The sequence below is a fragment of the Chromobacterium sp. CV08 genome (assembly GCF_051129845.1).
Taxonomy (GTDB): Bacteria; Pseudomonadota; Gammaproteobacteria; order Burkholderiales; family Chromobacteriaceae; genus Chromobacterium.
In genome coordinates, this window is record NZ_CP150453.1 from 1,789,610 (window position 1) to 1,804,300 (window position 14,691).

At 60.5% G+C, this 14,691-nt stretch carries 16 protein-coding genes; 13 read left to right on the forward strand and 3 right to left on the reverse strand.

What is annotated here, in order from left to right:
* Window positions 1–22: 22 nt before the first annotated feature.
* Window positions 23–943, forward strand: a complete 921-nt coding sequence (locus WNM05_RS08625) for a LysR family transcriptional regulator (protein ID WP_434634176.1) — start codon at window positions 23–25, stop codon at window positions 941–943.
* Window positions 944–956: 13 nt separating this feature from the next.
* On the opposite strand, the gene WNM05_RS08630 is transcribed toward WNM05_RS08625, so the two are convergent.
* Entirely contained in the window at window positions 957–1,298 is a 342-nt protein-coding gene (locus WNM05_RS08630) for a hypothetical protein (RefSeq protein ID WP_434634177.1), read from the reverse strand.
* A 511-nt stretch (window positions 1,299–1,809) separates the two neighbouring features.
* On the reverse strand, window positions 1,810–2,496 hold the full coding sequence (locus WNM05_RS08635) for a hypothetical protein (RefSeq protein WP_434634179.1): 687 nt from the start codon (window positions 2,494–2,496) through the stop codon (window positions 1,810–1,812).
* Between the two features lie 542 nt (window positions 2,497–3,038).
* Here WNM05_RS08635 and WNM05_RS08640 point away from each other — a divergent pair.
* The 4 genes from WNM05_RS08640 (at window position 3,039) to WNM05_RS08655 (ending at window position 5,244) form a co-directional block, all read left to right on the forward strand.
* A complete protein-coding gene (locus WNM05_RS08640) occupies window positions 3,039–3,164 on the forward strand; it encodes a hypothetical protein (RefSeq protein WP_434634181.1) in 126 nt (41 codons plus the stop codon).
* 389 nt (window positions 3,165–3,553) lie between these two features.
* The gene (locus tag WNM05_RS08645; protein ID WP_434634182.1) at window positions 3,554–4,117 is read left to right on the forward strand and encodes a porin family protein; all 564 of its coding nucleotides are present in this window, start codon (window positions 3,554–3,556) and stop codon (window positions 4,115–4,117) included.
* A 55-nt stretch (window positions 4,118–4,172) separates the two neighbouring features.
* Window positions 4,173–4,499 (forward strand): hypothetical protein, encoded by a 327-nt coding sequence (locus tag WNM05_RS08650; protein WP_434634184.1) that lies wholly within the window; start codon window positions 4,173–4,175, stop codon window positions 4,497–4,499.
* 394 nt (window positions 4,500–4,893) lie between these two features.
* Window positions 4,894–5,244, forward strand: a complete 351-nt coding sequence (locus WNM05_RS08655; RefSeq protein WP_434634185.1) for a hypothetical protein — start codon at window positions 4,894–4,896, stop codon at window positions 5,242–5,244.
* 161 nt (window positions 5,245–5,405) lie between these two features.
* On the opposite strand, the gene WNM05_RS08660 is transcribed toward WNM05_RS08655, so the two are convergent.
* The gene (locus tag WNM05_RS08660; RefSeq protein WP_434634187.1) at window positions 5,406–5,819 is read right to left on the reverse strand and encodes a hypothetical protein; all 414 of its coding nucleotides are present in this window, start codon (window positions 5,817–5,819) and stop codon (window positions 5,406–5,408) included.
* Window positions 5,820–6,644: 825 nt separating this feature from the next.
* Between WNM05_RS08660 and WNM05_RS08665 the strand changes: the two genes are divergently transcribed.
* The 8 genes from WNM05_RS08665 to fliI all read left to right on the forward strand — a co-directional run bounded on the left by WNM05_RS08665 (window position 6,645) and on the right by fliI (window position 14,690).
* Window positions 6,645–7,118 carry a low molecular weight protein-tyrosine-phosphatase gene (locus tag WNM05_RS08665; RefSeq protein WP_434634189.1) on the forward strand — a complete coding sequence of 158 codons (474 nt, stop codon included), beginning with the start codon at window positions 6,645–6,647 and terminating at the stop codon, window positions 7,116–7,118.
* 117 nt (window positions 7,119–7,235) lie between these two features.
* Window positions 7,236–7,931: a chemotaxis protein CheB gene (locus WNM05_RS08670; protein ID WP_434634192.1), complete on the forward strand. Its 696-nt coding sequence runs from the start codon at window positions 7,236–7,238 to the stop codon at window positions 7,929–7,931.
* 20 nt (window positions 7,932–7,951) lie between these two features.
* Complete coding sequence (locus WNM05_RS08675; protein WP_434634195.1) at window positions 7,952–9,328, forward strand: sigma-54-dependent transcriptional regulator; 1,377 nt, start codon at window positions 7,952–7,954, stop codon at window positions 9,326–9,328.
* 2 nt (window positions 9,329–9,330) lie between these two features.
* On the forward strand, window positions 9,331–9,654 hold the full coding sequence (fliE, locus tag WNM05_RS08680; protein WP_434634197.1) for a flagellar hook-basal body complex protein FliE: 324 nt from the start codon (window positions 9,331–9,333) through the stop codon (window positions 9,652–9,654).
* 95 nt (window positions 9,655–9,749) lie between these two features.
* Window positions 9,750–11,465 (forward strand): flagellar basal-body MS-ring/collar protein FliF, encoded by a 1,716-nt coding sequence (fliF, locus tag WNM05_RS08685; RefSeq protein WP_434634199.1) that lies wholly within the window; start codon window positions 9,750–9,752, stop codon window positions 11,463–11,465.
* Window positions 11,458–12,456, forward strand: coding sequence for a flagellar motor switch protein FliG (fliG, locus tag WNM05_RS08690; RefSeq protein ID WP_434634201.1), 999 nt, complete (start codon window positions 11,458–11,460; stop codon window positions 12,454–12,456). The genes fliF and fliG overlap by 8 nt, the downstream gene beginning before the upstream one ends.
* Window positions 12,437–13,315: a FliH/SctL family protein gene (locus WNM05_RS08695; RefSeq protein WP_434634202.1), complete on the forward strand. Its 879-nt coding sequence runs from the start codon at window positions 12,437–12,439 to the stop codon at window positions 13,313–13,315. Before fliG ends, WNM05_RS08695 begins: the two co-directional genes overlap by 20 nt.
* Complete coding sequence (fliI, locus tag WNM05_RS08700; protein WP_434634204.1) at window positions 13,299–14,690, forward strand: flagellar protein export ATPase FliI; 1,392 nt, start codon at window positions 13,299–13,301, stop codon at window positions 14,688–14,690. The genes WNM05_RS08695 and fliI overlap by 17 nt, the downstream gene beginning before the upstream one ends.
* The last annotated feature ends 1 nt before the right edge of the window (window position 14,691 follow it).

Sequence of the window (14,691 nt, forward strand, 5' to 3'; positions counted from 1 at the left end):
GATCAATTAATGAGTTGAATTTATGAATTACACGCTGCGGCAATTGCGGGTGTTCCGCAAGGTGGCCGAGCACGGCGGATTCAGCCGGGCCGGCGACGAGCTGGGATTGACGCAGCCGGCGGTCAGCCGCGCGGTGCGGGAACTGGAAGAGACGCTGGCGCTCAGGCTGTTGGACCGCACCACCCGCGAGGTGGTGCCGACCGCCGCCGGCCGCAGGCTGCTGCCCAAGCTGGCCCGCGCGCTCGATGAACTGGACGAGGTGCTGGCGACGGCGCGCAAGGAGGGCGGGCAGGCGATGGGCAGCGTCCACGTCGCCAGCAGTCCGACGCTGTCGGCCAGCCTGATGCCGGCCATCATCGCTGCCAGCCGGACGCGTTATCCGCAATTGAGCCTGCATCTGCAAGACCAGGTGCAGCGCCTCAATGTCGAGGCTGTCCGCGACGGCACCGTCGATTTCGGCCTGGTGGTCGAGCCGGAGCCGGCCGACGACCTGGAGCAGGAAACGGTGCTGGTCGACGACTTCTGGCTGGTGTGCCGCGTCGATCACCGCTTGGCGGAGCAAGAAGAGGTGGCGTGGCGGCAGCTGGACGGCGAGCCGCTGGTGCTGCTGGACGGCAGTTCCGGCAGTCGGCCGCTGATAGACCAGCTGCTGCTTCGCCACGGGCTGGATTGCCCGGTGGCCCAGCAGCTCGGCCATTCCAACTCGGTGTTCCGCATGGTGGCCGCCGGCATAGGCGTCAGCGTGACGCCGGGCCTGGCGATGCCGCTGCCGGCCGATTGCCGGTTGCTGGCGAAACCGCTGTCGCCGCGCGCCAGCCGCCGCATCGTGCTGATACGGCGCCGAAACCGCACGCTGTCGCCGGCCGCGGAAAGCCTGTGGCGGCTGATGCTGGAGATGCGCGGCGAATTGCAGCGGCTGGCCGTTGCGGCCAGCCGGACATAGACCGCCTTCGGGCTTATTGCGCGGTGTTGGACGCCCAGACCGGAATCTTGGGCTCGTAGATCACCAGATTGCCGTCGTCCTGCATCGTGATGAAGGAGCCCGGCTTGCCATTGGTGCCGCTGGCCCACAGCGGTTTGCCGTGGAAGTCGTACAGCACGAAGTTGCCGTCGGTCTGCATGATGGCGCGCATCGCGTCCTTGCCGTTGGTGTTCGACGCCCAAAGCGCGTGGTGATTGGCCATCCGGTACAGCACCAGATTGCCGTCGCTTTGCAGAATCATCTGGTAGGCGCCGTTGGTCGACATCAGATATTGATTGATGCCGAGGAATTGATTGGGGAGAAGGGTGTTTGCCATATTGCTACTCCTTCGAATTGGATTGATGAGAACAGCTACGGCATTGATGCGATGTAATTCGCTATTTGTTTGAATACGCGTTTTGGCGAAATGGCGAGATACATGGCAGGGCGATGATATTTTCTGGCTTTGCCATGGTCAAGATATGCTTTCCCGATTTTTGAATAAATACCCCGTTTGTGACCGAAAGGATGGCTGTGATATTCATTGATTGAATTGGCGTGGATGGTTGGCGTAATTAATGACCGGGCTCGGATTTACTCTTTTCATTTATCGGTATATGGATAAAGCCCATCCTGTTTGTTGGCGTGATTGCGGCAATGTCGAGTGGGGCGGGATTTTAATGCGTTTGGCGATTGTTTACGCGCGGTTGAATGAATTGGAAAAGCTTCGCTTGCGATTCTGCGCCGCTGAGAAACGTTGTAAATGAAAATGGCCCTGTTGCCAGGGCCATTTTTTGAGTCGGCGATATCCGGTCCGCTTCGAATCGGACATCGTCGGCCGCCATCGATTACAGTTCGCGCGGCGGCCGGTAGCCCTCGATGAACACGGCGGGCTCATTGGTGCTTTCGGTGACGAGGACGGCCGGGATGAAGAACGGTTTCCCGGTGGCGACATTCGTGCCCTGGGCGGTGACGCGCATGCCGACCTGCAGCGGATTCACGCGTTCGCCGCCGGTGACGGTGATCGACCACGAGCCGTGCGGGACGTAGGAGGCAATGCCCTTGCCGCCGGCGATCAGCGGAAGCACCAGCGGTTCGGTCGGATGGATGTAGGCGTTGATGACGACATCTTCCATATGGACCTGGTGGGAGACCGCGATGTCTTCGCTAAAGCCCGAGGCGGTCGCGACGGCTTGGTCCGAGGTGGTCGGGGCAGCCGAGGAGGCGCGGCGTCCGTGGGTGATGGTACGGCCGAACTGAGGGGTCGGGCCGCCCTTCAGGCAAGTCAGCCAAGTGGTGGTGAACTCCTTGCCCTCCGCGGTCTTGCCGACGGCGTAGTATTTGTTGCCGGCGTGAGGGCCGCCGTTTTGCGCTTCGCCCGAAGTCATGTCCAGGTTGTAAAAAACATTCATGCCCAACGTGCCGACAGAATAAGTGCCGGCGCCGCTGACAAATACCGGAGGCACGACGATGTGCGAATCCGGGATGTACGGGAAAATACGGACTTGGGTGACCGGTTGCGGGTTCGGGGCCATGAAATTCTCCTGAATAAATAGATGCGGGACTTAGGATCTGCATGGGTTAAGCATCGTCCAGCGATAATGACCGCGCAGACGCCAGCTAAGCTTAGATTAAAAAAATCAAACAGTGCTGTGCAAAAGGACAGGTTGAGTTGGGTGTCAATTTTGATGTCGGATAATTCGAAGTTAAGTAAACATGTTTATTATTGGTTTTGAAAGTTTTTGAGAGAGGCATTGGCATGCCGACATGCTTGTCAATAAAAGTGTTTTGGCTTGATTGGCGATGATGGCGAGACATATTAAGTCAATGGGCTTTCTGTAGAATTACCTAAGCCTGCGAGCGTTAAGTGGACTTGTCTGTTTCGACTGTCCGCCGAGGTGAACCGGTTTGCCGTCCGATATCGTTGGCAGCGGCGGAGAGCTTAGCCGGCGGTGGCTACGACCTGGCAATTTGGCCTCATCGTTTGAGCGATGGCGCCGCACGTATGATTCCGCCGATCGCGAAGCCTGCGCTTGGCAAGGCGAAAGGGCGCTGAGGTTTTTGTGGCTGACGGAAGGTGAGGGAGGTATCCACCGCGCTGATGATGCCGTACCAGGGGCTAGTCGGCTGGCAGCTGCGGCGGCGGGTGACGCATGCCAAGCCTTGCCAAGGCGGCGAACTGGCCGGCTTACCGGAGATGTAGCCGGAGGAAACGTGGCTGATCAAACGCCGCGAGGCCGACAACGGCGATGCCACCATGTTTGAGCTTAGGAGCCGGCTGAACCTGGCTGGCAAGCGCGCGTCCGGCGTGCTGGTGATGCGGTGTTGCCCGGCTGGCCTCCTGCCGTGTCCGGGGCAAGCTGGCCAACTATGGGGGTGTCCTGGTATGCGGCGATATAGTTGAATTGCTCTAATTCATTGAATTCCCATATAAAATTTAAATTTTTAATATTTTCTTAATGTTGAAGTATCTATGTAAGTATCTGTTCACATACTGTTACGTAACTTGCTCCGCCGGACTACGGAAGGAAAACATACGTTTGATTTTTTTGTGGAAAATGACCTCTCCACTAACAATTAATTGATTTAAAAATGAAAAAACTCATCATTGCTTCCGTATTGGGTATGTCTGCAGTTACCGCACACGCGGCTGAAAGTGGTGCATACGTCTTTGGCAATTTGGGGTACAACACCGATAAGATAAAAGACTCTGAGGGCGTCAAAGAGGGCAAGGCAGCCGGTGGAGGATGGGAAGTCGGTGCCGGCTACCGTTTCGGCTCGTACTTTGCGACGGAATTGTCATATATCGACCTCGGCAAGATGCAAGCGACAGTTGGCGACGAGGACGGCGACACGACCAAGGCATCGGTTAAGTTACAAGCTGAGCGTCTGGCTTTTGTCGGCATCCTGCCGGTGTCAGATGCTGTGGAGGTCTTTGGTAAGGTAAGTCTTAACACTCTGCATGCCAATGTTAACGGTGAAAAAGGTAGCAAAGTAAAACCTGGCTTGGGCATTGGGGCCAGCTATGCCATTACCAAAAGCTTGGCTTTGCGCGGTGAGTATGAGCACATCGCGAATATGTTTAAAGATGATGGCGGCAATAGGCTGACTTCTGGCACCAACCTATTCAAGGTTGGTGTTAGCTACAAGTTCTGATGCTTTGGCCCCCCATTGGGGGGCTTTGTTTTAGATGCGGTGAAAAGGGTTTGTCATGAGGTTTGTGTTGTTTGGAGTGGCTTTGCTAGTGGTTTCGATTTCTTCGAGAGCTTCAGGAATGGATGCGGCCGCATTAAGTAAATATAGTGCATGTGTCAATGTTGCTAACTCAGTAGCTCAGCAAGTGACAAGCCTTAATACCATGAGTGGCATAGCACTGCAGCAATGGTTGAATATGCGGCTGCTTGAGTGCAAATTTGTTTCGGAAGAGAAAAGCTCTAATTATGATGAGCATATGGATAAAATGCTGAGATTTGGACATGATCAGCTTATGCAAAGCTATAAGCTAAGGGGGGGAGGCATTAAAGCCTTTGATGGCTAAGTAGTTGTCAGATTGAGTGGGGATATTGGGGGATGAAATTGACTTGTTTTGTCGGAGGCAGGTGTGAGTTGCCAGCCAAATAGATCTAAAGGCCGCAATTGCGGTCTTTTTTTATGGGGTATTCGATGGCGGTTATCAAGGAGCGCGATATTAGGCGCGCGGGCATCGCCGGTGACGGACCCGCGTTTAGACAAATGCAGTAAGCGGCTGGCCTTCTGCCGTGTTCGGGGCAGCCTAGCCAATTATGAGGGGCCTGGCATGCGACGATATGGTTGAAATTGAGTGATGTGGATAGGTTTTGTACAAGAATCGTGAGATAATGTCTGAGATGGTGGAAGCCTAATAATGTCGCGTGCTTTTTTGGGGTGTGCGATCTTTTAAAGAGATGCGGTCAATGCCAGATCTTGATGCACGAACAATAACCAATGTAGCCATGCCGTTGCTGATTTTTTTACCTCTTGCTTATGGCATGCTGCTTGAAAATGCGCGCCGTGAACGGATTGCGAGGGAGTTGGCGACGAAGTGGCTGAATACTGAGCATCCTGGTTGTGTAATTAAGGAAATAGAAGCGACTAAGCTCGCCATGCCTATTTTGGTGGTAATGAAGGTTCGTACGCCGAAGAATGAGGATTTTGAAATTAAGCTTAAGGTTGGAACGATATTGGGCGGTGTTTTTATGGCTAAGATTAAAGTGGTTTATATATGGCGTAAAAATCCGCCATCGGAGCTAAATAAGAACGCTTAGTTAAAGAATCAATTATCAAAGAGGTCGCCAATTGGCGGTCTTTTTATGGGTAAAACGGCGTTGCTGTAAAGTGTAGGTGGCTTGTTTAAAGGACCGGCGCACTTTGCCTGTTGAGGAAAATGACCGGTATTCGGTGGCGCGGTTAGCAAGCCTTATTTTTATTAACTATGGGTAACTATTTTCTGGTCAGTGCAGAAGGTGTAAGGTCCCCCCGTATTACTTTGCCGATATGCCTGCATAACCATCATTTGGTTTTTGGTACTATTGAATCCCATAAATATCAAAGTGATATCGTAGTCGTTGCCCGGATATGCACCATTGTTGTTGCCAAAATAGTGGTCTCTGTTTAAGTCGACTCCATAGCCCCTAGAGGGTTGATTGGAACCCATGGCTTGGCTGAGGACTATGATTTTAAGATCGGAAAAGCTGGAGGCTGTCGCCCCATTAAAAGTTGACTGATTTTGAGATGTGCCGAAAGGAGCAAGTCCTAGCGCTTGAATAGTAGTTTTGTTATTTACCGTTATCGTGAAATCTGCAGAAGTGCCCAAGCAATTGACAATGTTGAGTTGGCCCATTTCTTTCTCTAATTATGGTTGGTGGAGGCAGTTTTAATCAAAAGCATGTTGTTCCATGGATATCTGATTTTTAGCTGTTTGAGGGCGGATCTCTTTCTGGTTGGCGAGTAAGTTTTTAATTACGGTTGATTGTATTTTTCCGTTTTTCATATTGTTAGTTGAAGTATTTCACTGCTATTGAATGTGTCCATGTATTAGATTGTTCGGCTGCCTGCGAGCGGCCTTTTTTTATGGGCAAAACAATGACAGCAATATCGGAACAGATCGCCGCGATGCAGGACTATGCGGCGCAGGCCGGCAAGCGCGAAGCCTGCGGCCTGGTGCCGGACTAGGGTCGTGTCTATCGCTGCCGCAATGTCGTGGCCGAGCCGGCCCACTTCTTTCAGATCGATCCGGCCGGCTGTGCGGCGGCCGAGTCGCTGGGCCGCGTCTTCGGCATCTGGTACCGCCATCCGCAAGGGCTTGCGGAGCGGTCGCTGATTGATATTGATGCTAGTTTCTCGCGGGGGTGTGCTGATCATGTCGGAGGTGTTGGGTTTCAGGCGCCGGCCGATAAGGACGAGTGGTAAAAAATGTTTTGAAATTGGCGAAGGCGGGTGTAAGCAATATTCAAATATAGCTGTTCTAGGCCCTATTTTTTCAAGTAGAAGAGTGAGGTAATGAAAATTTTTCCCATCTCGTCGCACTCCGAAAGAGTGGTTTTGAAATGAATTTCATGTCAATATTCGCACGTAAGTTATTGATCTATTTGTGATGCTTTGTGCAGATTTGAGCCTTTTTTGAGTCTGAAAATCTGGGGAGATAACTCATAAGGCATTGATTGTTATGAATAAGCTATCAATTTTGTTTGTCTGCCACGGCAATATCTGCCGCTCGCCGACCGCCGAGGGCGTGATGCGGGCCAAGCTGGCGCGTGCCGGCCTGGCGGACAGGGTCCGCGTCGATTCGGCCGGCACCCATGGCTACCATGTCGGCGAGGCGCCCGACGAGCGCAGCGAGCGGGCGGCGGCCCGGCGCGGCTACGATCTCGCGCCGTTGCGCGCGCGCATGGTGGCCGACGCCGATTTCACCGGCTTCGATCTGATCCTGGCGGCCGATGCCCACAATCTGGCCGATTTGCGCCGGCGCTGTCCCGACGAGCTGGCCGGACGGCTGCACCTGATGCTGGAACCGTTGGGCGAGGGGCGCGAGGTGCCGGATCCGTACTATGGCGGCGGGCAGGGATTCGAGAACGTGCTCGACCTGCTGGAAGCCGGCTGCGACGGCTGGCTGGCACGCATCTCGGCGCGGCTGGGCTGACCAGGTCGGACATCTCCTGCTAAGCTACCTGAAACAACCCTGTCATGCCCGATGTGAGGCCGGCGCCGCGAAACGGGCTGCCGCCGGCACGGGCGGACTCTGCTGCAAGGTAAATAGATGGCCCTGACTTCGCGCGAGCGAGCGAACAAAGCCCCGCTGGAGATCGTTCCCAGTCACAGCGCGGACGTGATACTGCCGCGCCAGCCGGGCAAGACGCCGCTGGCCAGCCAGACCGTGATCGTCATCGGCTCGTCGACCGGCGGCACCGAGGCGCTGCGGACGCTGCTGACGGCGCTGCCGGCCACCATGCCGCCGATACTGGTGGCGCAGCACATGCCGGAGATGTTCACCCACTCGTTCGCGCAGCGGCTGGACTCGCTGTGCCGTTTGCGGGTGAAGGAGGCCGAGGACAACGAAAGGCTGCAGGCCGGCACCGTCTATATCGCGCCCGGCCATTCCCATCTGTTGATCAAGAGCGCGCCGACGATAGGCTACAGCACCTCCTTGAACACCGGGCCGGCGGTGAACCGGCACCGGCCGTCGGTGGACGTGTTGTTCCGTTCGGCGGCCAATCTGGTCGGCAAGAACAGCATAGGCATCATATTGACCGGCATGGGCCGCGACGGCGCCAACGGCATGCTGGAGATGAAGCAGTCCGGCGCCTGGAACATCGCCCAGGACGAGGCCAGTTGCGTGGTCTTCGGCATGCCCAAGGAGGCGATCGCGCTGGGCGCCGCCCACGAGGTGCTGGCTCTGACCAGCATCGCCCAGCGACTGGTGACGCTGGCGCATCAGCGCCAGCCGTCCGTTTAGAACCTGAAACCCTGGATCTCATGAAGTTTCTACCGATTCTGGTGGTCGAGGATGATGCCGATCTGCGCGAGGCCATCGTCGACACCCTTTCCCTGTCCGGCTATCCGACGCTGGAGGCCGCCGACGGCACCCAGGCGCTGCAGCGACTGAAGCAGGAGCCGGTCGGCCTGATCATTTCCGACGCCCAGATGGCGCCGATGGACGGCTACGCGCTGTTCGAGGAAGTAAAGAAGCATTATCCGGGCGTGCCCTTCATCCTGATGACGGCCTACGGCGTGATAGAGCGGGCGATCGAACTGCTGCGCGCCGGCGCCACCCACTATCTGCTGAAGCCGTTCGAGCCGCCGAGTCTGCTGGCGGAAGTGGAGAAGCATCTGCTGGCGATGCCTGGCGACGACGGCGGCGAAGTGGTGGCGGAGTCGGCCGCGATGCGGCAGCTGTTCGCGCTGGCCGGCCGGGTGGCGCAGAGCGACGCCAGCGTGATGATCAGCGGCCCCAGCGGCACCGGCAAGGAAGTGCTGGCGCGCTATATCCACCGCCATTCCCGGCGTCATGCCGGGCCCTTCGTCGCGGTCAACTGCGCGGCGATACCGGACAATCTGCTGGAGTCCACGCTGTTCGGCCATGAGCGCGGCGCCTTCACCGGCGCGGCGCAGGCGCTGCCCGGCAAGTTCGAGCAGGCGCAGGGCGGCACGATACTGCTGGACGAGGTGACCGAGATGCCGTTGCCGCTGCAGGCCAAGCTGTTGCGGGTACTGCAGGAGCGCGAGGTCGAGCGCATCGGCAGCACGCGGACCATAAGGCTGGACATCCGGGTTCTGGCGACGTCGAACCGCGCGCTGCAGGCCGAGGTCGAGGCCGGCCGCTTCCGCGAGGACCTGTACTTCCGGCTCAATGTCTTCCCCTTGCGCATCCCGGCGCTGGCCGATCGCCCCGACGACATCCTGCCCCTGGCACGATTCCTGCTTAAAAAACATGCGGAGGCCGCAGGACGGGCGTCTCTGGTGTTTTCCAGGGATGCGGAACGTCATTTGACGGCCTATAGTTGGGAGGGTAACATCCGCGAACTGGATAATGTCGTGCAGCGGGCGGTGATTCTTGCCGCCGGGGCGGAAATTCTTGCCGCCGACCTGTTGTTGGGCGATATTTCAGGCGTGGGGCAGCTTACCCGGACGGTGTCCGATTCGGACAGTTCGGTGTCGGATGAAACCGACATGAAAACCCTTGAGAAACGCCATATTCTGGAAACATTGACGACCGTCGGCGGCGTGAAGAAGCTGGCGGCCGAGAAACTGGGCATCAGCGAGCGCACATTGCGCTACAAGCTGCAGCGATACCGTGATGAAGACGCTGCGGCGGCTGGCCAGGATGTTCCGGAGGGAAATGGCACGGAGTAGCCATGTCAGTCAACAATATCGACCAGTTGCTGGGCGAGCTGAGAAGCGCGGCGGCGCTGGCGTCGGGCAAGCAGCCGCAGGCGACGCAGCAGACGCCGCAGGTCGACTTTTCCGACGTGCTCAAGTCGACGATAGAGCAGGTCAATTCGGCGCAGCAGACTTCGGAGGAGATGCAGAAGCAGTTCCAGCTGGGCGACAACAAGGAGGTCAACCTGCAGGACGTGATGGTGTCGCTGCAAAAGGCCAGCCTGTCGTTCCAGACCATGGTTCAGGCGCGCAACAAGCTGGTCAGCGCCTATCAGGAAATCATGAATACCCAAGTCTAGCGCTGTCCGAAACCAGACAGCGGTGGACCTAAATCCAAAACCACCGTATGGCTGATCTGGCAGAAGAAAACGCAACCCCTGTCTGGCGCGCGCGGATGAACGAGGCGGGTGACCGCTTCAAGGCGCTGCCAAACAACAGAAAAATTCTGTTCCTCGCGGCTTTGGCGGCGATCTTCGCCGTCGTCGTCGGCGCCGTCGTCCTCAATCGCACTCCTTCCTATAAGATACTGTTCTCCAATCTCGCCGACCGCGACGGCGGCCAGGTGACCGCCGCGCTGCAGCAGATGAACATCCCGTACCAGCTGGGCGAGGGCGGCGTGATCTCGGTGCCGGCCGACAAGGTCTACGACGTGCGGCTGAAGCTGGCGGCCCAAGGCCTGCCCAAGGCCAGCGGCGTCGGCTTCGAACTGATGGACAATCAGAAGTTCGGCATCAGTCAGTTCAACGAGCAGGTCAACTACCAACGCTCGATAGAGGGCGAGCTGGCGCGCACGATAGAGGCCGTTTCGTCGGTGCAGAGCGCGCGCGTCCACATCGCCACGCCCAAGCAGAGCGTGTTCGTCCGCGAGCAGCAGTCGCCGACCGCCTCGGTGATGCTGCAGCTGTATCCGGGCCGCATCCTCGACGCCGGCCAGGTGGCCGGCATCCTGCACCTGGTGTCCAGCTCGGTGCCGAACCTGCCGGTGAAGAACGTCACCATCGTCGACCAGGACGGCAATCTGCTGTCCAAGCAGACCGGGCCGGAAGACAACTCCGGGCTGGACCAGCGCCAGCTGGGCTTCGTGCGCCAGATCGAGGACGGCTACGTCAAGCGCATCGAGGACATACTCGAGCCGATCTTCGGCCACGGCAACGCCCGCGCCCAGGTGACGGCCAATGTCGACTTCTCCGAGATCGAGCAGACCGCGGAGACCTACCGACCCAATTCCAGTCCGAATCCGTCGGCCACCCGCAGCCAGCAGATCAGCGAGAAGCTGGTCAACGGCTCGGCCAACCCGAGCGGCGTGCCGGGCGCCTTGTCCAACCAGCCGCCGTCGGCGGCCTCGGCGCCGATCACGCTGCCGCCGGGCGCGGCGCCGGGCACCGCCAATCTGTCCGGTCAGGCGGTCAGTCCGAACGGAACCTTGCAGCGCGACATCACCACCAATTACGAGGTGGACAAGACGATACAGCACACCAAGGTGCCGACCGGGGTGGTCAAGCGCCTGTCCGCGGCGGTGGTGGTCAATTACCGTCGCATGCCGGACAAGAGCGGCGAGATGAAGCCGACGCCGCTGACCGCGCAGGAAGTGCAGCAGATCAATAATCTGGTCAAGGAGGCGATGGGCTACAACTCCGGCCGCGGAGACACGCTGAACGTGGTCAATGCCGCCTTCGCCGACAACGCCCAGCCGGTCACCGTGCAGGAAAGGGTGATGGATTACGTCACCGACAACGGCACCAGCCTGGTCAAGTACGGCCTGCTGGCGATCGCGGTGCTGTATCTGCTGTTCGGCGTGGTGCGTCCTATCATGCGCGATCTGGTCAAGCCGCAGCCGGCCCCCGGCGCTGCGGGAGCGGCGGGCGCCGCCGGCGCGGTCGGTCCGGGAGGCCGCCTGCTGGGCGTGGCCGGCGAGGAGGGCGAGGCCGGCGTGGCCGGTGCCGGAGCCGGAGGCCCCGGCGGGGCGGGCGGCGCCGGATCCGGCGAGGATCCGCGCGAAGCGCAGCGGCGCCAGTACAGCAGCAATCTGGAAGCCGTCCGCGAGTTGGTGAAATCCGATCCGCGCATGGCGGCGCAGATCATCAAGGAATGGATAAGCGCCGATGAGTGACAACGGAATACGCAAGAGCGCGGTGCTGCTGTTCAGCCTCGGCCAGAACGAAGCGGTCGAGGTGTTCAAGTACCTGGGCCCGAAAGAAGTGCAGAAGATCTCGCTGGCGATGGCGGCGATCAACAACCTCAGCTACGAGCAGATAGACGAGGTGGTGGCCGACTTCCGCAAGGAATGCGACGCCCGCGCCAGCATAGGCGCGTCCGACGAGTATCTGCGCAATGTGCTGATCGAGGCGCTGGGGCCGGACAAGGCCGCCAACCTGCTGGACAAAATCATGCAGGGCAACGATCACAGCGGCATCGAGAGCCTGAAGTGGATGGATCCGTCCTCGGCGGCCGACCTGATCCGCCACGAGCACCCGCAGATCATCGCCACGATACTGGTCCACCTGGAGCCGGACCTGTCCAGCTCCATCCTGGCCTTCTTCCCGGAGCGGATGCGCAACGAGGTGCTGATCCGCACCGCGACGCTGGAGGGCGTGCAGCCGCAGGCGCTGCGCGAGCTGAACGACGTGCTGACCCAGCTGCTGTCCGGTTCGGACCGCATCAAGAAGAGCGCGTCCGGCGGCGTCGGTCTGACCGCCGAGATCCTCAACTTCATGGGCGGCAACGTCGAGGCTTCGGCGCTGGGCTTCATCCGCGAATACGATCCGGAACTGGCGCAGCGCATCCAGGACAAGATGTTCGTGTTCGAGAACCTGCTCGACATCGACGACCGTTCGATCCAGACCATCCTGCGCGAAGTCCAGTCGGATTCGCTGGTGATCGCCCTGAAGGGCACCAGCACCGACCTGAAGGAAAAGATCTTCCGCAATATGTCGCAGCGCGCGGCGGAAATGCTGCGCGACGATCTCGAATCCAAGGGGCCGGTCAAGCTGTCCGAGGTGGAGGCCGAGCAGAAGGAGATCCTCAAGGTGGTGCGCAAGCTCGCCGACGACGGACAGATCGTGCTAGGCAGCAAGGGTGGCGATGAAGGCCTCATCGAATAACGATCCCATCATTCCGGGCGAGCAGCTGGAGAGCTGGTCCAGCTGGAGCCCGGCCTCTCTCGACGGCTTCACCCAGGCGCTGACGCCGGCTCAGCTGGTCGCGATGGCGCAGATGCGCCGCCCCGGCGCCAGCCTGGCCGAGCGCATCGCCGCCGTCGAATCCGACGCCGCGCCGGCGGCGGCGATGCCGCTGGCGGAGGCCGAGGCCTTGGCGGAGCAGGCCGACGAGGAGGCGCCCGCAGACGAGGGGCCGGCCCTGGGCTACCCGACCGCCGCCGAGCTGGAGGCCATTCATCAGGAGGCCTGGCAGACCGGTCACGACGCCGGCCTGGAAGCCGGGCGGGCCGAAGGTTTCGAGCAGGGCATGCAGGCCGGGCGCGAACAGGGCTCGGCCGATGCGCGCGCCGAGCTGCAGCCCCGGCTGGAGCAGGCGTGGCAGGCGCTGGACGGCATGGCCTCGGCGTTTTCCGCCGAATTGTCGCGTGTCGAGGCGGAGCTGGCCGACGATGTGCTGAGGCTGGCCTGGCGGCTGGCGCAGAAGCTGGCGCAGCAGCAGCTGGAGCGGGACGCGCAGGCCTTGCTGCCCTTGCTGCGGGCCGCGCTGGCCGAGCTGCCGGCCACGCTGGCCAGCGCCAGATTGCGCGTCAATCCGGCCGATCTGGCCGCCGCGCGCGAATTCCTGCAGCAGGAGACCCCGGAGACGGCGTGGCAATGGATAGAGGACGCGGCGATCCGTCGCGGCGGCTGCGTCATCGACACCGCCTCGATACGGCTGGACATCACGCTGGAAACCCGGATGGCGGCGTTGGAGAAGGCGCTGGGCCTGTCTGCAGAGGGCGGCGATGAGCAATCTGATTGAGCGCCAGCGGCGCTGGCTGGACGCCTGCGGCGCGGCGGCGGAATCGGCCGCGCCGTGGCAGCCCTGCGGCCGCCTGGTGCGCGTCACCGGCATGGTGATGGAGGCGGTCGGCATCAAGCTGCCGGTCGGCAGCGCCTGCCGGGTCGCCCTGCCCGAGGGGCGCGAGGTCGAGGCCGAGGTGGTGGGCTTCTCCGGCGACAAGGTGTTCCTGATGCCGTTGAGCAATGTGCACGGCCTGCTGCCGGGCACGCCGGTGCTGCCGATGTCGACGCAGACGCCGCCGGAGTACGGCCGTTCCGGCGGCCCGGCGTCGGCGTCGGGTTCCGATGGCCGCCGGGTGCCGGTCGGCATCGGCCTGCTGGGCCGGGTGCTGGATGCGCTGGGCCGGCCGCTGGACGGCCAGGGGGCGATCGACGTCGACGCCTGGTTCCCGCTGTACAGCCAACCGATCAATCCGCTGGAGCGCACGCCGGTGCACGATGTGCTGGATGTCGGCGTGCGCGCGATCAACGGCCTGCTGACCGTCGGCCGCGGCCAGCGCCTGGGCCTGTTCGCCGGCTCCGGCGTCGGCAAATCGGTGCTGCTGGGCATGATGGCCCGTTTCACCCGGGCCGACGTCGTCGTGGTCGGCCTGATAGGCGAACGGGGCCGCGAGGTGAAGGACTTCATCGACAACATCCTCGGCGAGGAGGGGCGGGCCCGTTCGGTGGTGGTGGCGGCCCCGGCCGACGTGCCGCCGCTGATGCGGCTGCACGGCGCCGCCTATGCCACCGCGCTGGCCGAGTATTTCCGCGACCAGGGCAAGGACGTGCTGTTGTTGATGGACTCGGTCACCCGCTACGCGATGGCGCAGCGCGAGATCGCGCTGGCCATCGGCGAGCCGCCGGTCACCAAGGGCTATCCGCCGTCGGTGTTCGCCCGGCTGCCGCAATTGATAGAGCGCGCCGGGAATGGTGGAGACGGCGGCGGCTCGATCACCGGCTTCTACACCGTGCTGTCCGAGGGCGACGACCAGCAGGATCCGATCGCCGATTCGGCGCGCGCGATCCTGGACGGCCACTTCGTGCTGTCGCGCGACCTGGCCGAGTCCGGCCACTATCCTGCGATAGACATCGAACAGTCGATCAGCCGGGTGATGGTGGACGTGGTGCCTCAGGCGCAGATGGATCTGGCCCGCCAGTTCAAACAGTTGTACTCGCGTTATCGCCGCAACCGCGACCTGATCAGCGTCGGCGCCTACGTCGCCGGCTCCGATCCGGTTCTCGACGACGCGATGCGGCGCCAGCTGCCCATGGTCGGTTTCCTGACCCAGCCGATGCACGAATCGCATGATTACGCCTCCTGCTGCGAGCAGCTGGCGGGCGTGCTGGCCTGAG

Coding starts and splice junctions, on each gene's coding strand:
- WNM05_RS08625 (WP_434634176.1), top strand. CDS start 23: ATGAATTACACGCTGCGGCAATTGCGGGTGTTCCGCAAGGTGGCCGAG.
- WNM05_RS08630 (WP_434634177.1), bottom strand. CDS start 1,298: ATGGCAAACACCCTTCTCCCCAATCAATTCCTCGGCATCAATCAATAT.
- WNM05_RS08635 (WP_434634179.1), bottom strand. CDS start 2,496: ATGGCCCCGAACCCGCAACCGGTCACCCAAGTCCGTATTTTCCCGTAC.
- WNM05_RS08645 (WP_434634182.1), top strand. CDS start 3,554: ATGAAAAAACTCATCATTGCTTCCGTATTGGGTATGTCTGCAGTTACC.
- WNM05_RS08650 (WP_434634184.1), top strand. CDS start 4,173: ATGAGGTTTGTGTTGTTTGGAGTGGCTTTGCTAGTGGTTTCGATTTCT.
- WNM05_RS08655 (WP_434634185.1), top strand. CDS start 4,894: ATGCCAGATCTTGATGCACGAACAATAACCAATGTAGCCATGCCGTTG.
- WNM05_RS08660 (WP_434634187.1), bottom strand. CDS start 5,819: ATGGGCCAACTCAACATTGTCAATTGCTTGGGCACTTCTGCAGATTTC.
- WNM05_RS08665 (WP_434634189.1), top strand. CDS start 6,645: ATGAATAAGCTATCAATTTTGTTTGTCTGCCACGGCAATATCTGCCGC.
- WNM05_RS08670 (WP_434634192.1), top strand. CDS start 7,236: ATGGCCCTGACTTCGCGCGAGCGAGCGAACAAAGCCCCGCTGGAGATC.
- WNM05_RS08675 (WP_434634195.1), top strand. CDS start 7,952: ATGAAGTTTCTACCGATTCTGGTGGTCGAGGATGATGCCGATCTGCGC.
- fliE (WP_434634197.1), top strand. CDS start 9,331: ATGTCAGTCAACAATATCGACCAGTTGCTGGGCGAGCTGAGAAGCGCG.
- fliF (WP_434634199.1), top strand. CDS start 9,750: ATGAACGAGGCGGGTGACCGCTTCAAGGCGCTGCCAAACAACAGAAAA.
- fliG (WP_434634201.1), top strand. CDS start 11,458: ATGAGTGACAACGGAATACGCAAGAGCGCGGTGCTGCTGTTCAGCCTC.
- WNM05_RS08695 (WP_434634202.1), top strand. CDS start 12,437: ATGAAGGCCTCATCGAATAACGATCCCATCATTCCGGGCGAGCAGCTG.
- fliI (WP_434634204.1), top strand. CDS start 13,299: ATGAGCAATCTGATTGAGCGCCAGCGGCGCTGGCTGGACGCCTGCGGC.